Below are 14,750 nucleotides of genomic sequence, written 5' to 3'. Positions count from 1 at the left end.
AGCCGCGCGGCGTCCGTGAGCGCCGTGAGCGCCTCGGCTCCCAGCATGCCGCGCTTTCCCGGGCGGCGGTTGGTCGCGCGCAGCGCCAGGAAGGGGAAGAGCGCCGCATCGTCCTCCAGCCCCGCCTCTCCCGGCTCGAAGGTGAGCGCCGCAGCCACGGAGAGGTCGCGCGGGCGGGGGAAGGGCTCCATCCGCAGCCGCACGCCGCGGTGCGCGGCCGCGATGGCGATGTTCTCCACCGCCGCGCCGAGCGCCAGGTGCGCCGCGCGGTGCGAGGGGTCGAGCAGGGACGCGGAGCGCGCGCGGTCGTGCAGCACCCAGAGCCGCTCGCCGTCCCAGTTGAAGCGCCACGGCTGGCGGTTGGCGGCCGACGGCGCCAGGATGCCGTGCTCCACGCAGAAGCGCACCAGCTCGGGGATGCGGCCGTCCACGCCCACGAGGGCGCGCCGCGGCGCCCACCCCGGCGCAGCGGTGATCGGCGTCACGCGCGCGCCGCCGTCGGCCAGGATGGCGGCCGCGTCCACCCGCCGCCGTCCGCCGGGAAGCGGCTGCCCCAGCGCCAGCCGCCGCACCGCCACGGCCACCGCGGCCGAGCCCAGCGCCGCGTCGGACGCCAGCACCGGGAGCGCGGTGATGGTGCGGCGGATCTCCACCACCGACGCGGCGGTGCGCACCGAGGCGCGGTCCGCCTCGGTGATGGCGAGCTCCACGGCCATGCGCTCGCCGTCGTCCATCTTCCGCACCCTGGCGGCGGTGATGTCGCCCGCGCGGCCGTGGAAGAGCGGCGCGTCCGGCTCCAGGTCGAAGCGCTCCACCTCCACCGTGCCCCGGTCGCCCGCGGCGGTGAGCACGGGGATGCCGCGGGCGCGGGCGCGCTCGCGCAGCAGCACGCGGGCGTACAGGTCGCTGCAGGCGTCGATCACCGCGTGCAGGGGCACGTCGCCGCCCAGGAAGTCGTCCGCGTTCTCCTCGCCCAGCCCCTCGTGGAAGAGGGTGACGCGGGCGTACGGGTCGGCCTCGGACACCTGCCGCGCGGCCAGCACCGTCTTCGGCACGCCCAGGTCCTGCACGCCGGCGCGCAGGCGGTTCAGGTCGCCCAGCCACGCCTCCTCGGCGTCGGCCAGCTTCAGGTGCCCGCACGCGCCCTCCAGCGCCAGCGTGAGCGCCACGGCGTTCCCGGTCGTCAGTCCCACGATCCCCACGTGGAAGCCGGCCAGGCGCCGCTGCTCGTCGGCGCTCACCTGGTGGCGGTTGCGGTCCAGCCGCAGCTCGGCGTACTCGGCCGGGGGAAGGACGTGCACCATCCGCCCGGACCAGGGAAAGAACACCCAGCGCCCGAACGCCGCCGGGTCGGTGTCGCCCAGCAGCGCCGCGCGGCCCTCGGCCAGCTCGCGCGCGGACAGGTCGCCGCGGCGCGCGCGCACGCGCACCAGGTCCTCGATCTGCCGCTCGATGGTGTCGTGGAGGTGGCGCACCTGCCCGGAAGCCACGAGATGGTTCATCCGCTCGTTGTCGGCGGTGCGCGCGCGGTCCAGCACCAAGGGCCACGACGCGGCGTCGCCCCAGCCTTCCTCTGTATGGATCAGGTCGTTGGCCAGCATGGTTTGATGTTGCTCCTGCCATGGGTATAAGGCCGGCGGGGAACCCCAGGTGACTCCGAGGGATTCCCCGCCGACGACCCCCGCTTTGGCAACGGACGGGCCGTCGTCACCCGTTTCCGTGCAAACCGCCGGTTGGCAGATAGTTAGCGGGAGTGACAAATACGCATAAAGATGCATCACGATGCATAAATGTGGGACACGCCGGGTACAGATTGGGGAGCGCGTGCCGCACGATGCGCAGGTTCCACGGAAGTTTCATCGGGGTTGCGGGAGATGGAGATGAAGAAGGATCTCACATGGAGGGAACGGAGGGAGCGGAGGAGCGGCGCGCGGAGGATGGCTTTGGGTGGCGGCTGATCCAGATCGGAAATTTGCATGAGGTTACAGCTGGTCCAGATCCCAAAATACAAGTGAACCCGCGGCTACAACGGCACGCAGTCCGCCTTCGCGGACTTCCCTCTGAAGCATCGGTGTGGTCCACAGACGTGCATCCCCGCGTCTCTGCGTGAGCCTCCTCTTCTAGCTTCTGAATGCATGATCCACCTTGGAGTGACGAGACCGTGCTCCATGCGTATTTAGATCTAAATGTCTCAATTATATCGACAGTCGAGAAGAGGATGATGGGAATGCATATTCTCACGGGGCGTATGAGGGCGGTACTGTCCGCGTATAAGGCTGATCCCGACCCGTGTAGCAGATAAAACATATCTTTATACCCATTGCGAGCGGTTCGGGATCTTTATACGATTGTGGCGTGAATCGAACCGGCCGGGTCGATGCTCCCCGGGAGCGAACCTCCCCCACCAGAGATCCACCGCCCCGCGCGCTCACGAACCCGCGCGGAGCCAAAAGCCCGAGGACCATGAAGCCGAACCAGCTCCGGCGAGGCGCCCTGCTGCGCCTCGTCCCGGCGGGCGTTGCCCTGCTCGCCGCCGCGTGCACCGACCGGAACGACCCACCACTCGCGCCGTCCGCCCTCTCTCCCGCCGCCGCGACGTCGCAGGCCGGCGACTTCTACTACTACGGAGACCGCAGGATCACGCTGGAGGTGGATCCCACGCAGCTGTCCGTGGAATCGGCCCTTCCGCCCCAGGCCGCCGCACGCGCGGTGCTGGCGACGATGGGGATGGACGTGCGCGGTGTGACCGCGCTTCCGCAGGCGCCCGGCCACTGGCTGCTGGCCGTGTCCGGCGGCGACGCCGTCCGGGCCCGCGCCGCCGCGCGCGCGCTCCGCGCCGACCCGCGGTTCGCGTTCGCGGCCAACGTGTTCCGCGGCGCGGGCACCGACTCGCGCGTGGTGCTGCTGGACCGCGTGGCGGTGCGGCTGCAGGACGGCGCTACCCGCGCCGACGTGGCCAAGCTGAACGCCGAGTACGGCACCCGCGTGGTGCGCGAGCCCGTGGAGGCCGAGCCGGACGTGTGGTGGCTGGCGTACCCCCGCGGGGGCGACCCGCTGGAGATCGCCGCGCGGCTGGAGGAGGACCCGCGGGTGCGGTGGGCCGACGCCGACAAGGTGCAGGACCGCCGGCTAATGGCCGTGCCCACCGATCCGTTCTTCGGCGACGAGTACTACGCGCGCAGCACGCAGACGGTGAACGGCGTGCGCGTGGACATCAACGCCGTGCCTGCGTGGGACCTGACGCTGGGCGCGTGGGCGCCGTCGGCCGGGCCGTTCCTGCTGGCGGTGGTGGACGACGGCGTGGACACGTCGCACCCGGACTTGGGCTACATCAACAGCTGGGGCTATAACGCCTTCATCGGCCAGTTCGAGTGGACCTACTCCGGCTGCACCTCGTGCTCGCTGAGCCCGGGCGGCAGCTATTCGCACGGGACGCACGTGTCCGGCGTCATCAACGCGCAGCACAACAACGGCATCGGGCTGGCGGGGATCGCCCCGGCGGCCGCGATCATCTCCGTGCGCATCTTCGACGACAATGGCGCTCCGGCGTCGGACAACCAGATCGCGCAGGCGCTGAACACCGCGTGGTACAACGGCGCGCAGGTGATGAACAACAGCTGGGGCGGCGGCCTGGAGAGCACCGCCATCACCACCGCCATCGGCCGCGCGGTCACTGAGGGGCGCGGCGGCAAGGGCACGGTGATGGTGTTCGCAGCGGGGAACACGTCGCGCCGGAGCGCGGGAAGCATCGGGGGCGTGCAGTACCCCGGCACGCTGTCGAACGTGCTCACGGTCAGCGCCATCAACCGCAGCGGCACCCCCACCGACTACGCGCCCGACGGCGCGGCCATCGACGTGGTGGCGCCCAGCGGCCACACCACCGGCCGCTGCATCGGCGACGTGGTGACCATCGACATCGTGGGGTCGCGGGGGTGTAACGACGGCCCGGGCGGCTCGATCGACTACAGCGGCACCTTCTCCGGCACCTCGGCGGCGGCGCCGCAGGCTGCCTCGGTGGCCGCCATGGTCCTGTCGCGCAACGGCACGCTCACCGAACTGCAGGTGCGCGATCGGATCAAGGCGGGCGCCGATCCGTGGGGCACGGCCAACACCTATGGCGCGGGAAAGCTGAACGCCTACCGCGCGCTGGTGGGGCGGGTGAGTGGGTCGATCTCGGGACCGGCCTTCTTCTCCACGCCGGGCACCGGCACCTGGACAGCAAACCCGAGCGGCGGGCTGGGAGGCTACACCTACCAGTGGGAGGTCAGCGAAGACAACGGACTCTCCTGGCAGGCACTGGGCACCGCACAGACACAGGTGTACGGGGTGATCGAGAATGACGTGCTGCGGTTGCGGGTGACGGTGCGCGACGCCGGCACCGACGACCACCGCGCGACCAGCACCATCATCGTCCGGGGCCCGGCCACCGACGAGGACGGCAACCTCTGCCCGCCAAGCACGCGCGCGTGCTGAACTGAGCCCCGTTCCGCGAGGAAAAAAACGGGATCACGCAGAGAAGCGGAGGAGCGGAGAAGATGGTTCTCCGGTTCTCCGCTTCTCCACATGATCGGAAGTCCTGTAGCGGATCTGGATCAGTCCACCGCGAACGTCACCCTTACCACCGCGGTGACGTCCTTGTCGAGCGACGAGGTGTCGTTCATCCCGTAGTCGCTGACTTCCGTCGAGTTGCGCGGGGTGACCTGGAAGACACCCATCTTCGCGCTGCGGACGGAACCGACGGTGGCGCCGGCGGCCTTGGCGATGGCCTCGGCGCGGGCGCGGGCGTCGCGGGTGGCATCGGCCAGCATCTCGCCGCGCACCTTTTCCAGCTGCGTGTACAGGTAGTCCACGCTCGAGGTGCTGAGCGGCACCCCCTGCGCGATCAGCTCGCTGGCGCGCTGCGAAAGCTGGGTCACGCGCGCCACGTCGGCCGAGCGCACCTCGATGCGCTGGGTGACCTTGTAGCCCAGCAGGTCGCTGGTGTTGGCGCCGTTCTCGGCGGTGCGGTAGATGGCCTCGGTCTCCAGCGGCTTCACGCTCACCGCGCTGTCGGCGATGCCGTTGGCGCGCAGGAACGCGCGCAGGCGCTGCGCGTCGCCGGCCACCTCGGCGCTGGCGCCCTGCAGGTCGGGGCCCTGGATGGAGATGGCGCTCTTCCACACGCCGTAGTCCGAGCGCACCTGCTTCTTGAAGCTGCCGGTGACCTCGATCTGGTCGCCCGCGCGCTTCACCGACTTCAGCGTGGCGGCGCCGATCAGCGCGGCCAGCACCAGCCCCAGGCCGAGCGCGACCATCCCCCAGAACAGCTGGGGGAATCGTTCCGATCTGACGGTCTCCATGGTGGGGTTTTCCGGGGGGATTGAAACGCCCGTCGGGGGCATTCCGCGCGGGCAGGGGGCCACGCCCGCGAGTGGTGCGGAATTGGACACCGGGGGCGATAAGAAGATCCAAAGCACGAAGTGCGCGAGTGCGTGAGTGCGGGAGTGCGAGAGTGCGGACGGAAGATCCGTGAGCCGCGCGGCGTTGGTGCGGGACATCCTACGGTGCTCGCCGCGGGCGGCGCTCACCCCGCGCCTTGGAGCGCTCGCCCTCTCCCGACAGCAGGAGAGGGTGGTCGGCGCGGCCTGCAACCTGTGGCGCGTGGTCTGACGTGCGCTCGACGGAGGCGCGGACCCGCTGGCGTGAGGTCACACGATCGCATCTCCATCTCGACATTGGGCGCGGCGGCACGGAACTCCGCGCAGGCGGAGTGTGTGCCGTTGTAGCCGCGAGTTCACTCGCATTTTACACCTCTACATCGCCATTCCCCCGCCCTCCGAATGGTCACATCCTGCATGCGCGTCGGGCGAGATTCGTCTGGCTCCGCACGGAACTTGAGATGCCGCATCCGCACCGATCACACGAGGAGGGGCGATGCCGGTCTGGCTGCAGGCGGGGGGATGGGGTTTCTTCGCGGGGGCGGCGCTCGTGCTGGGCGCGGCCATCGGGTGGTTCGTGCGCGTGCCGCAGCGCGTGATCGCGGCGGTGATGGCGTTCGGGAGCGGCGTGCTGATCTCCGCGCTCTCGTTCGAGCTGATGGACGAGGCATTCCGGCGCGGCGGCTTCGGCTCCACGGCGCTGGGGTTCCTGGGCGGCTCCGTGGTCTACACCGGGGCCAACAAGCTCCTGTCGATGCATGGCGCCAAGCACCGCAAGCGCTCGGGCGACAAGCATCCCTCGGCGGACGAGGCGGGGGGCGCGGCCATCGCCCTGGGCGCGCTGCTGGACGGCATCCCCGAGTCGATCGTGATCGGGCTCAGCATGCTGCGCGGCGGCGTGGTGAGCCTGGTGGCCGTCGCCGCCATCTTCCTCTCCAACGTTCCCGAGGGCCTTTCCAGCGCGGCGGGGATGAAGAAGGCCGGCCGCGGCGCCGCCTACGTCTTCGGCGTGTGGACGGCGATCGCCGTGGCGTCCGGCCTGGCCGCGCTGGCCGGCTACACGCTCTTCGACGCCGCCTCGCCCGAGGTCGTCTCCGCCACCACGGCGACCGCGGCGGGCGCGATCCTCACCATGCTCGTCGACACCATGATCCCCGAGGCGTTCGAATCCGCGCACGACTACGCGGGACTCATCGCCGTCGCCGGCTTCCTGGCCGCGTTCGCGCTGTCGAAGCTGGAGGGGTGAGGGCCGCATCGCCCGGGCGCGCCGCCGTCCTCGAGCCCGCCTTCCTGACGACTCTCGCCCCTATCCGGATCGGTCTACCCTCCGAGAGCGACGACGAGCGGCCAGCATCGGCGACAGGGGCCGCAAACAACGCGGACGTCGGTTTCCATCCCTACGTTCCCTACGTGTGAAATCCATTTCCATCTTCCTTCCTGTACGGCAGTTATACCGAATCCTGAGGCCGGTCGTGCGCCCGGCGAGCGCACGTGCGACCTCGCTTATAGATCCTTCGGCCTGCAATCGATCGTTCGAGGCAAGGACGGTGTGGCCGGTCTCAGGATGACGTCTTTCTGTGCGTTTTGTCATGCGCAGGTGATTGTCAGATTGAGGATTACGCGTGCGGGTGCGGGCCTGCCATGTAGAAGTTTGTCCCAGCGAGCGGCAGCATGTTGCGTCTGGAAACAAATGTTTAGAGGTTGGTGCGCCGCGATGTCCGCGGCGACCCACCCACCCAAGCAGTTCGGAGAATTCCCACATGAAGCGCCTGGCAGTACTCGCGGCCGCGGCAGCCCTCTGGGGTTGCGCGGACGCACCCCTGCAGCCCACGATCGCCACCCCCGCGCCCGCTCGCCACACCGGCATCACCGACCCGTGCGTGACCGAGGAAGACCCCATGGGCACCGAGTGCACGGGGACGGGTGACAGCATTCCCAACACCGGCAGCTTCTGGCCGCTCTTCGGCGAGCCGGGCGACCTGCCGTACCAGGCGGCCGGCGACCCCTTCCCGAGCTCGCCCGGCATCTACCTGGGCTGGGTGAAGCCGAGCGCCTGCTTCTCGGACGTGAACCGCGACGCCATCAACTACGACGCGGACCTGGACTGGCTGGACGACCGCTGCGAGCTGGAGATCGCGAAGGCTTTCGCGCCGAGCATGAAGTTCTCGGCCGACGACAACTGCCCCAAGGGCGAGCCGTACTGGGCCGCCAAGTACTTTCCCTCGCGCGCCATGGTGCGGGTGGCGTACATGCCGGCGTACTACCGCGACTGCGGAGCGCTGGGGCACGGGGGCGACTCGGAGTTCATCAGCGTGGAGGTGGTCTACGACGCGGCCACGCAGCACTGGCTGTTCAGCCGCATGTTCCTGTCGGCGCACTACGGCACGGTGAACGACCACAGCTCGTGGCGGAGCTGGACGGAGGCCCAGTACACGTGGCGGTCGCGGGCGCACCCCACCGTGTGGATCGCCATCAACAAGCACGGCAACTACTACTCGAAACCGGACTGCGACGCCTGGTTCGACGGGTGCAACTGGAACGCGTCGTTCGCCCTGCGCTTTCCCGTGGACCCGAACCACAACGTGGGCAGCCGCCACGTGCACTTCAAGGACGCGGTGTACAGCGAGAAGCAGCCCACGGGGGTGAACCCCCTCCGCGTCGAGTACATGTGGACCGCGGTGAGCTTCCGCGGCTGGCAGTGGGACACCTCCGGCACGCCACCGCGGCCCTACGGCGACTGGCTGAGCCAGCAGCAGTTCGAGGTCTACTGGGACGGCAGCCTGTCCAGCACGCCGGAATCCGGCCCCGGCCCCGACGCGCCGCCGCGCACGCCCACCGGCCCGACGTACTGATCGGGCACTGAACGCCGCGGAGTCCCGTACGGACAGGGGCGCCGGATGCAACGGAGCCCCGCCGTCACCGGCGGGGCTCCGCTCGTCCATCAACTCGCCGGATCGGATCCAGATCCCTGAGCTTCGTGCGTCTCCCCGGCATCGCACCCTCTCCGGCCGGCTTAGGCCGTCCACCTCTCCCGTACCGGGAGAGGTAGCCATCCCGCATCACTGCCACGCTGAACCATCATGGCTACCTGAGGCTGCAGGCCGCGCCGGTGCTGGACAGCCCCCCTCGCCCGGAACGGGAGAGGGCGAGCGCTCCAAGGCGTGGGGAGAGGCAGCGATGGCTCGGACGCCCAGAGGTGCCTGATCCACGTCAGAGGAAAAATCCCCCGCCCGCTCGTCCTTCAAGACAAGACTCTTGACAATCGATTTGCCAATACGTATTAGCTAATACGCATTAGCAAATCACCCCGCCTGCCCCGCATGCCGAACAGCCAGCCCCGACCCGTCACGACCCACGACGTCGCCCGGAAGGCGGGGGTTTCGCAGGCCACGGTGTCGCTGGTGCTCAGCGGCAACCCGCGGGCGCGCGTGGCCGCGGCGACGCGCGAGCGGGTGATGGAGGCCGCCGAGGCGCTGGGGTACCGCCCCAACATCCTGGCGCGCGGGCTGGTGCGCGGGCGGTCGTACGCGATCGGCGTGGTGGTGCCGGACCTGACGAACCCGTTCTACCTGGACGTGGTCACCGGCGCGCAGCGCGTCGCTTCGGAAGCGGGATACGCGGTCCTGCCCGGCGACACGCGCGAGAGCACGCCGATCCGGCACCTGGAGGCGCTGCGGGCGCGGCAGGTGGACGGCGTGATCATCGACGGGGTGGGCGCGGCCAGCCTGCCGCACGACGCGCTGAGCGACCTGAAGGTGGTGGTGGTCGACGAGCCGTCGGAGCGCTGGCCGGGAGTGGCGAGCGACGCGCTGGCGGCGGGGCGGATGGCGGCGGAGCACCTGATCTCCCTCGGCCATCGCAAACTCGCCTTCATCGGCCCCGCGACCGACGTGCACGGCTTCCGGATGCGCGAGCGCGGCTTCTTCCAGGCGCTGCGCGAGGCGGGGATCGCGCTTCCGCACGAGTGGCTGCGCCGCACGCCGCCCACGGTAAGCGGGGGGCAGAAGGCGATGAAGAGCCTGCTGGCGGCCCGCGAGCGCCCGACCGGCGTCTTCTGCGCCAACGACCTGATCGCGATGGGGGCGCTGAAGGCGGCGCTGACGGCGAAGGTCGCAGTCCCCGGCGAGATGTCGATCGTGGGGTGCGACGACGTGGAGATGGCGAGCTTCGTCACCCCCGAGCTGACCACCGTCGCCATCCCCGCCCGCGAGCTGGGCGCCCGCGCCGCGCGCCTCCTCCTCCGCCAGCTGGACGGCCAGGAGGTCTCGGTGAAGCCGACGAAGCCGCTGCCGGTGAAGCTGGTCCGGCGCGGCACCACGGCGGAGCCGAGGGAATAGGGGACAGGGACGCCCCGATCCACTCAGGACTCAGGACTCAGGACTCAGGACTCAGGACTTAGGACTTAGGACTTAGGACTTCAGTTCTGGTTTTCCACTTTCGCACTCTCGCACCTTCGCACTCTCGCACCGTGCGCAACGCAACCATCACCGCCACCGGCTCCTTCGTCCCCGCGCGCGTCGTCGCCAACGCGGAGCTGTCGGCCGCGCTGGGCGAGGACATCGACGCGTTCGTGTCGGCGACGCTGGGGATCCGCGAGCGGCGGTGGTGCGCGCCGGGCGAGTCCACCGCCGACCTGGCCGAGCAGGCCGCCCGCGCCGCGCTGGCCGACGCCGGGCTGTCGGCCGGGGACGTCGACCTCCTCATCGTCTCCACCGACACGCCCGAGTACGTGTCGCCCGCGACCTCGTCCGTCCTCCACGGCCGTCTGGGGATGCGGAATACGGCGGGGACCTTCGACGTGAACAGCGCCTGCGCCGGCTTCGCGACCGCGCTGGACGCCGCGTGGAAGTACGTTCGCGCGGACGAGCGCTACCAGCGCGTGCTGGTCGTGGCCGTCTACGCGATGTCGAAGTATCTCGATCCCACCGACAAGAAGACGGTGACGATCTTCGCGGACGGCGCGGGCGCGGTGATGGTGGAGCTCAGCGACGAGCCCGGCATCCTCGCGAGCGAACTGTACGCCGACGGGTCGCTGGCGCCGGGGATGGGCGTGTTCGCCGGCGGCACCGCGGAGCCCATCACCGTGGACGTGCTGAACGACGGCGTCCGCAACCGCCTGCGTTTCGTCACGAAGTATCCCAAGGAAGTCAACGAGGAGGGGTGGCCGCGCATCGCGCGCTCCGTCCTGGGCCGCATCGGGAAGACGGTGGAGGACGTGGACCTGTGGCTGTGGACGCAGGTGAACCGCTCGACCATCGAGATGGTGATGGACCGCCTGGGCGTGCCGATGTCGAAGGCGCACACGGTGATGGAGAAGTGGGGATACACCGGCTCCGCCTGCCTGCCGATGGCGATGGACGACGCCGCGAAGGCGGGCCGGCTCCATCCGGGCGACCTGGTGCTGCTGACCGGCTCGGGGGCGGGGCTGTCGATGGGATGCGTGGCACTGCGCTGGAACCCGGTGCGGAGCGCGCGATGACGACCGCCGCCCGCGCCTTCCTGGACCGCGCCGCGCGCCACCCCGGCCGCGCCGCCTACCGCGCGCTCGCGGCCGGCGGCGCCCCGCGCGACGCGGCGATGACGTGGGGCGCGTGGGCCGCCGACGCCCGCCGCTTCGCCGCGGCGCTGGTGGCGGACGGGGTAAAGCCGGGCGAGTCCGTCGCCATCCTCGCGGGGACGGGGACGCTCTGGCCGGTGGCCGACCTGGGCGTGCTGCTGGCCGGCGGCGTCAGCGTGGGGATCTATCCCACCAGCGCGCCCGCGCAGGTGCGGCAGATCCTGGCCGACTGCGCCGCGCGCGCCCTGGTCGTCGACGACGCGGAGCAGCTGGCGAAGGCGCTGGCCGCGCGCGACGACCTCCCGCATCTCCGCACCCTCGTCGCCGTGGACGCGTTCGCGGAGGGCGTCATCGGATGGGATGCGTGGCTGGAGCGCGGGGGCGAGGCGCTGGCGGCCGGGGCGGGCGCGGAGATCGACCGCCGCGTGGCATCCGCATCTCCCGGCGACACGGCGGTCCTGATCTACACCTCCGGGTCGACGGGCGAGCCGAAGGGGGCGGAGCTCTCGCACCGCAACCTCCTCGCGTCCGCCGCGTCGATCGTGGAGGCGCTGGGGCTGACGGAGCGCGACACGACCCTCTCCTTCCTCCCCTTCTGCCACGCCGCCGAGCGCGTCTTTGGCCTGTACACGCGCATCGCCTGCGGGATGGAGGCGGCGCTGGTGCCGGACCACACGCGGGTGTGGGAGGCGGCCCGCGTCTACGCGCCCACGCTCTTCGGCGGGCTGCCGCGCTTCTACGAGAAGGCATACGAGGCGCTGCACGCCGAGCACACGGCGTCGGCGGGCGAGGGGCGCGCGCGGTGGGACCGCGTGGTCCAGCTCGGGGTGACGCGGTCGCGGCTGGTGCAGGCGCGCGCCTTCGTGCCGCCCACGCTGGAGCAGGAGTGGCGCGAGCTGGGGGCGCCGCTGTTCGAGCGCGCGCGCACGCTCTTCGGCGGGCGCATCCGCCGGGCCACCAGCGGCGGCGCGGCGCTCCCGCGCGAGGTGGCCGAGTACCTGGACGCGCTGGGGATCACTGTCCTCGGCGCGTACGGGCTGACCGAGCACCTGTGCGTGGCGATGAACCGCCCCGACGCCTACCGCTTCGACGCCGCGGGGCAGGCCATGCCGGGGACGGAGATCCGCGTGGCCGAGGACGGCGAGATCCTGGTGCGCCGCGGCGAGCTCTCCTTCTCCCGCTACCACGGCCGCCCGCGCGCCAGCGAGGAGGCGTTCACGCAGGACGGGTGGCTGCTGACCGGCGACCTGGGCGAGCTGCTGGACGACGGCGCGCTGCGCGTGACGGGGCGGAAGAAGGAGCTGATCGCGCTCAGCACGGGGAAGAAGGTGGCGCCGCTCCCCATCGAGGCCGCGCTGGCGCAGGATCCGTGGATCGGGCAGGCCATGCTGTACGGCGAGGGGCAGAAGTTCATCTCCGCCCTCATCTCGCTGCGCCCGTCGATGCTGCGGCGCTGGGCAGGCGCGAACGACCAGGCGGACGGCAGCCACGGGAATGGCGATGGCGACGGCGTGCTGCGCGACCCCGAGCTGCTGACGCGGGTGCAGGCCGCGGTGGACCGCGTGAACGCCGGCCTCAGCCGCACCGAGCGCATCCGACGCTTCGTGGTCATCGGCCGCGAGCTGACCGCCGAGGACGGCGACCTGACGCCCACGCTGAAGCTCCGCCGCACCGTGGTCGCCGAGAAGTTCCGCGGCGAGCTGGACGCCCTCTACCAGAGCGCAGGATGACGAAACGGCTGGCCCTCGGCACCCTGGTTCTCGCGGCGCTCGCCATCCTGGCGGCGTACGCGTCGGCCTTCCTTCCCGGCGGCGCGCCCAAGTGGGCGCCCTGGCCCATGGCGCTGGGGATGCCCGCCGCGCTGGTGGCCATCATGGTGCTGGGCGCCGCGCGCAACGGGCGCGTCGGAAAGCTGGCGCTCCCCTTCGCCTTCTCGGGGCTGGTGCTGGCGACCGGGTTCGCGCTCGCCCTGGCCCTCCCGGCGGACGAGCGGGCGGCGTCGCCGCTGTACGGCGGGCTTCCGCTGCGCGCGGCCATCGTCATCTACGGCATCGGCATCCTCCCCATCGTCGTCCTTCCCATCGCCTACGCGCTGACCTTCAGCGAGCAGACGCTGAACGCGGACGACCTGGAGCGCGTCCGCCGCGCCGGCGAGGAATGGGCGCGGGCGAAGGCATCTCCATCTCCCGCCCCTGACGCGAAGCCGAGGTTGCACGACACCCTGCGCGACGAGCCGGTGCCCGCGATCCCGGCGGTGCGCGGATGAGCGGGGCGCTGCCGCACGTGGCGCATCCGGCCATCGTGGCCGTGGCCGCCGCGTACTTCGCGATCGTGGTGATGATCAGCGTGTGGGCCACGCGCCGCACGAAGACCGCGAGCGACTTCTTCGTCGCCGGCCACGGGATCGGCCTGGTCGCGCTGACGGTCGCCTCGGTCTCCACTTCCGTCTCGGGGTTCGCGTTCATCGGCGGGCCGGGGCTGATCTACAGCATCGGGCTGGCGGCGATGTACATCGTCCTTCCCGCGTCGGTGACCAACGTGATGGGCGCGTGGGTGCTGGCCAAGCGGATGCGCCTGCTGGGCGAGGCGCGCGGCCTGATGACGGTGCCCGACGCCATCGGCGCGCGCTACCGCTCGCCCGCGGCGCAGGGGCTGAGCGGCGTCGCGATCCTGATCGGGATCATCGGCTACATGGCCACCAACGCGCTGGCGATGGGCGTGGTGATCGACGCCATCTTCGGGGTGGGGATCGCGTGGGGGATCTGGATCGGGATGGGGGTGACGCTGGCGTACTCGGTGGCGGGCGGGATCCTGGCGGGGATCTACGTGGACGTCTTCCAGGGGACGCTGATGGCGGCCGCGTCGGTCCTCGTGTTCCTGGCGGTGCTGAAGGTGGGCGGCGGGCTGGGCGGCATCAGCACCCACATCCTGGCGCACGACCCGGGGTTCCTGTCGCCGTGGGGGAAGGCGGCGCCGCTGGCCGCGCTGTCGTTCTTCCTGGTGTTCGGGCTGGGCTCGCTGGGCCAGCCGCAGGGCGTGCACAAGTACTACATGCTGAAGGACCCGCTGCAGCTGCGCTGGTACCCGCTGCTGAAGACGCTGGGGCTGATCCTGGTCCTCCTCCTCTACTTCGGCGTCGGAGTCGGCGTGAAGTCGCTGGTCGCCCGCGGCGCGCTGGCCCCGCTCACGGCGCCGGACACGGCCACGCCCACGTTCCTGCTGCGCTTCACCCCGGTCATCCTGGCGGCGCTCGTCTTCTCCGGCGTGGCGGCGGCGACCATGAGCGCGGTGAACTCGTTCATCAACATCGCCGCGGCGGTGGTCACGCACGACCTGCCGCTGGCCCTGGGCCGCACGCCGCGCAACGAGCTGAAGTGGGGCCGCATCTCCACCGCCGTGCTGGCCGTGGCGGCCGCGGTGCTGGCCCAGTTCTCGGGGTCGATGGTGGCCTTCCTGGGGATCTTCGGATGGGGATTGTTCGCCTGCACGCTGGTTCCCGCGCTGGCCATCGGGCTGAACTGGGAGGGGGCGACGAAGGAGGGCGCGCTGGCCTCGATCGCCACCGGGCTGGCGGTGACGCTGTCGTTCGAGACGCTGGCCTACTTCAAGGTCTACAGCTTCCCGGCCGGGGTGACGGTGAGCGGGCTGTCGCTGGTTCTGTCGATCCTCGTCTTCTTCGCGGTCAGCTGGCTCACCCGCACCCGCGCCGCGGCGCAGATCGATCCGGACGTGCGGCTGGTGATGAGCGTGTGAAAGTGCTGAGTGCTGAAGGGCGA

The 14,750-nt window shown here is 70.9% G+C and carries 10 protein-coding genes; 8 read left to right on the top strand and 2 right to left on the bottom strand.

What is annotated here, in order from left to right; translation table 11 throughout:
- Positions 1-1,601, bottom strand: a 1,601-nt coding sequence (locus VLK66_RS01525) for a ThiF family adenylyltransferase (RefSeq protein ID WP_325307291.1), incomplete at its 3' end; no start/stop codon positions are given.
- A gap of 862 nt (positions 1,602-2,463) precedes the next feature.
- Between VLK66_RS01525 and VLK66_RS01520 the strand changes: the two genes are divergently transcribed.
- The gene (locus VLK66_RS01520; RefSeq protein ID WP_325307290.1) at positions 2,464-4,473 is read left to right on the top strand and encodes a S8 family serine peptidase; all 2,010 of its coding nucleotides are present in this window, start codon (positions 2,464-2,466) and stop codon (positions 4,471-4,473) included.
- 119 nt (positions 4,474-4,592) lie between these two features.
- On the opposite strand, the gene VLK66_RS01515 is transcribed toward VLK66_RS01520, so the two are convergent.
- The gene (locus VLK66_RS01515; protein WP_325307289.1) at positions 4,593-5,339 is read right to left on the bottom strand and encodes an SIMPL domain-containing protein; all 747 of its coding nucleotides are present in this window, start codon (positions 5,337-5,339) and stop codon (positions 4,593-4,595) included.
- A gap of 574 nt (positions 5,340-5,913) precedes the next feature.
- Between VLK66_RS01515 and VLK66_RS01510 the strand changes: the two genes are divergently transcribed.
- The 7 genes from VLK66_RS01510 (at position 5,914) to VLK66_RS01480 (ending at position 14,727) form a co-directional block, all read left to right on the top strand.
- Positions 5,914-6,663, top strand: a complete 750-nt coding sequence (locus VLK66_RS01510; protein ID WP_325307287.1) for a hypothetical protein — start codon at positions 5,914-5,916, stop codon at positions 6,661-6,663.
- A gap of 514 nt (positions 6,664-7,177) precedes the next feature.
- Positions 7,178-8,269 carry a hypothetical protein gene (locus tag VLK66_RS01505; RefSeq protein WP_325307286.1) on the top strand — a complete coding sequence of 364 codons (1,092 nt, stop codon included), beginning with the start codon at positions 7,178-7,180 and terminating at the stop codon, positions 8,267-8,269.
- 468 nt (positions 8,270-8,737) lie between these two features.
- The gene (locus VLK66_RS01500; protein ID WP_325307285.1) at positions 8,738-9,754 is read left to right on the top strand and encodes a LacI family DNA-binding transcriptional regulator; all 1,017 of its coding nucleotides are present in this window, start codon (positions 8,738-8,740) and stop codon (positions 9,752-9,754) included.
- 131 nt (positions 9,755-9,885) lie between these two features.
- Complete coding sequence (locus VLK66_RS01495) at positions 9,886-10,896, top strand: ketoacyl-ACP synthase III (protein ID WP_325307284.1); 1,011 nt, start codon at positions 9,886-9,888, stop codon at positions 10,894-10,896.
- Positions 10,893-12,704: an AMP-dependent synthetase/ligase gene (locus VLK66_RS01490; RefSeq protein WP_325307282.1), complete on the top strand. Its 1,812-nt coding sequence runs from the start codon at positions 10,893-10,895 to the stop codon at positions 12,702-12,704. The genes VLK66_RS01495 and VLK66_RS01490 overlap by 4 nt, the downstream gene beginning before the upstream one ends.
- Entirely contained in the window at positions 12,701-13,240 is a 540-nt protein-coding gene (locus VLK66_RS01485) for a hypothetical protein (protein ID WP_325307280.1), read from the top strand. Before VLK66_RS01490 ends, VLK66_RS01485 begins: the two co-directional genes overlap by 4 nt.
- Positions 13,237-14,727, top strand: a complete 1,491-nt coding sequence (locus VLK66_RS01480; protein WP_325307278.1) for a sodium:solute symporter family transporter — start codon at positions 13,237-13,239, stop codon at positions 14,725-14,727. Before VLK66_RS01485 ends, VLK66_RS01480 begins: the two co-directional genes overlap by 4 nt.
- Positions 14,728-14,750 lie beyond the last annotated feature (23 nt).

Source organism: Longimicrobium sp., assembly GCF_035474595.1.
Lineage (GTDB): Bacteria > Gemmatimonadota > Gemmatimonadetes > Longimicrobiales > Longimicrobiaceae > Longimicrobium.
Note: the sequence above shows the minus strand (reverse complement) of the source record. Positions and strands in the feature narration are given on the sequence as shown.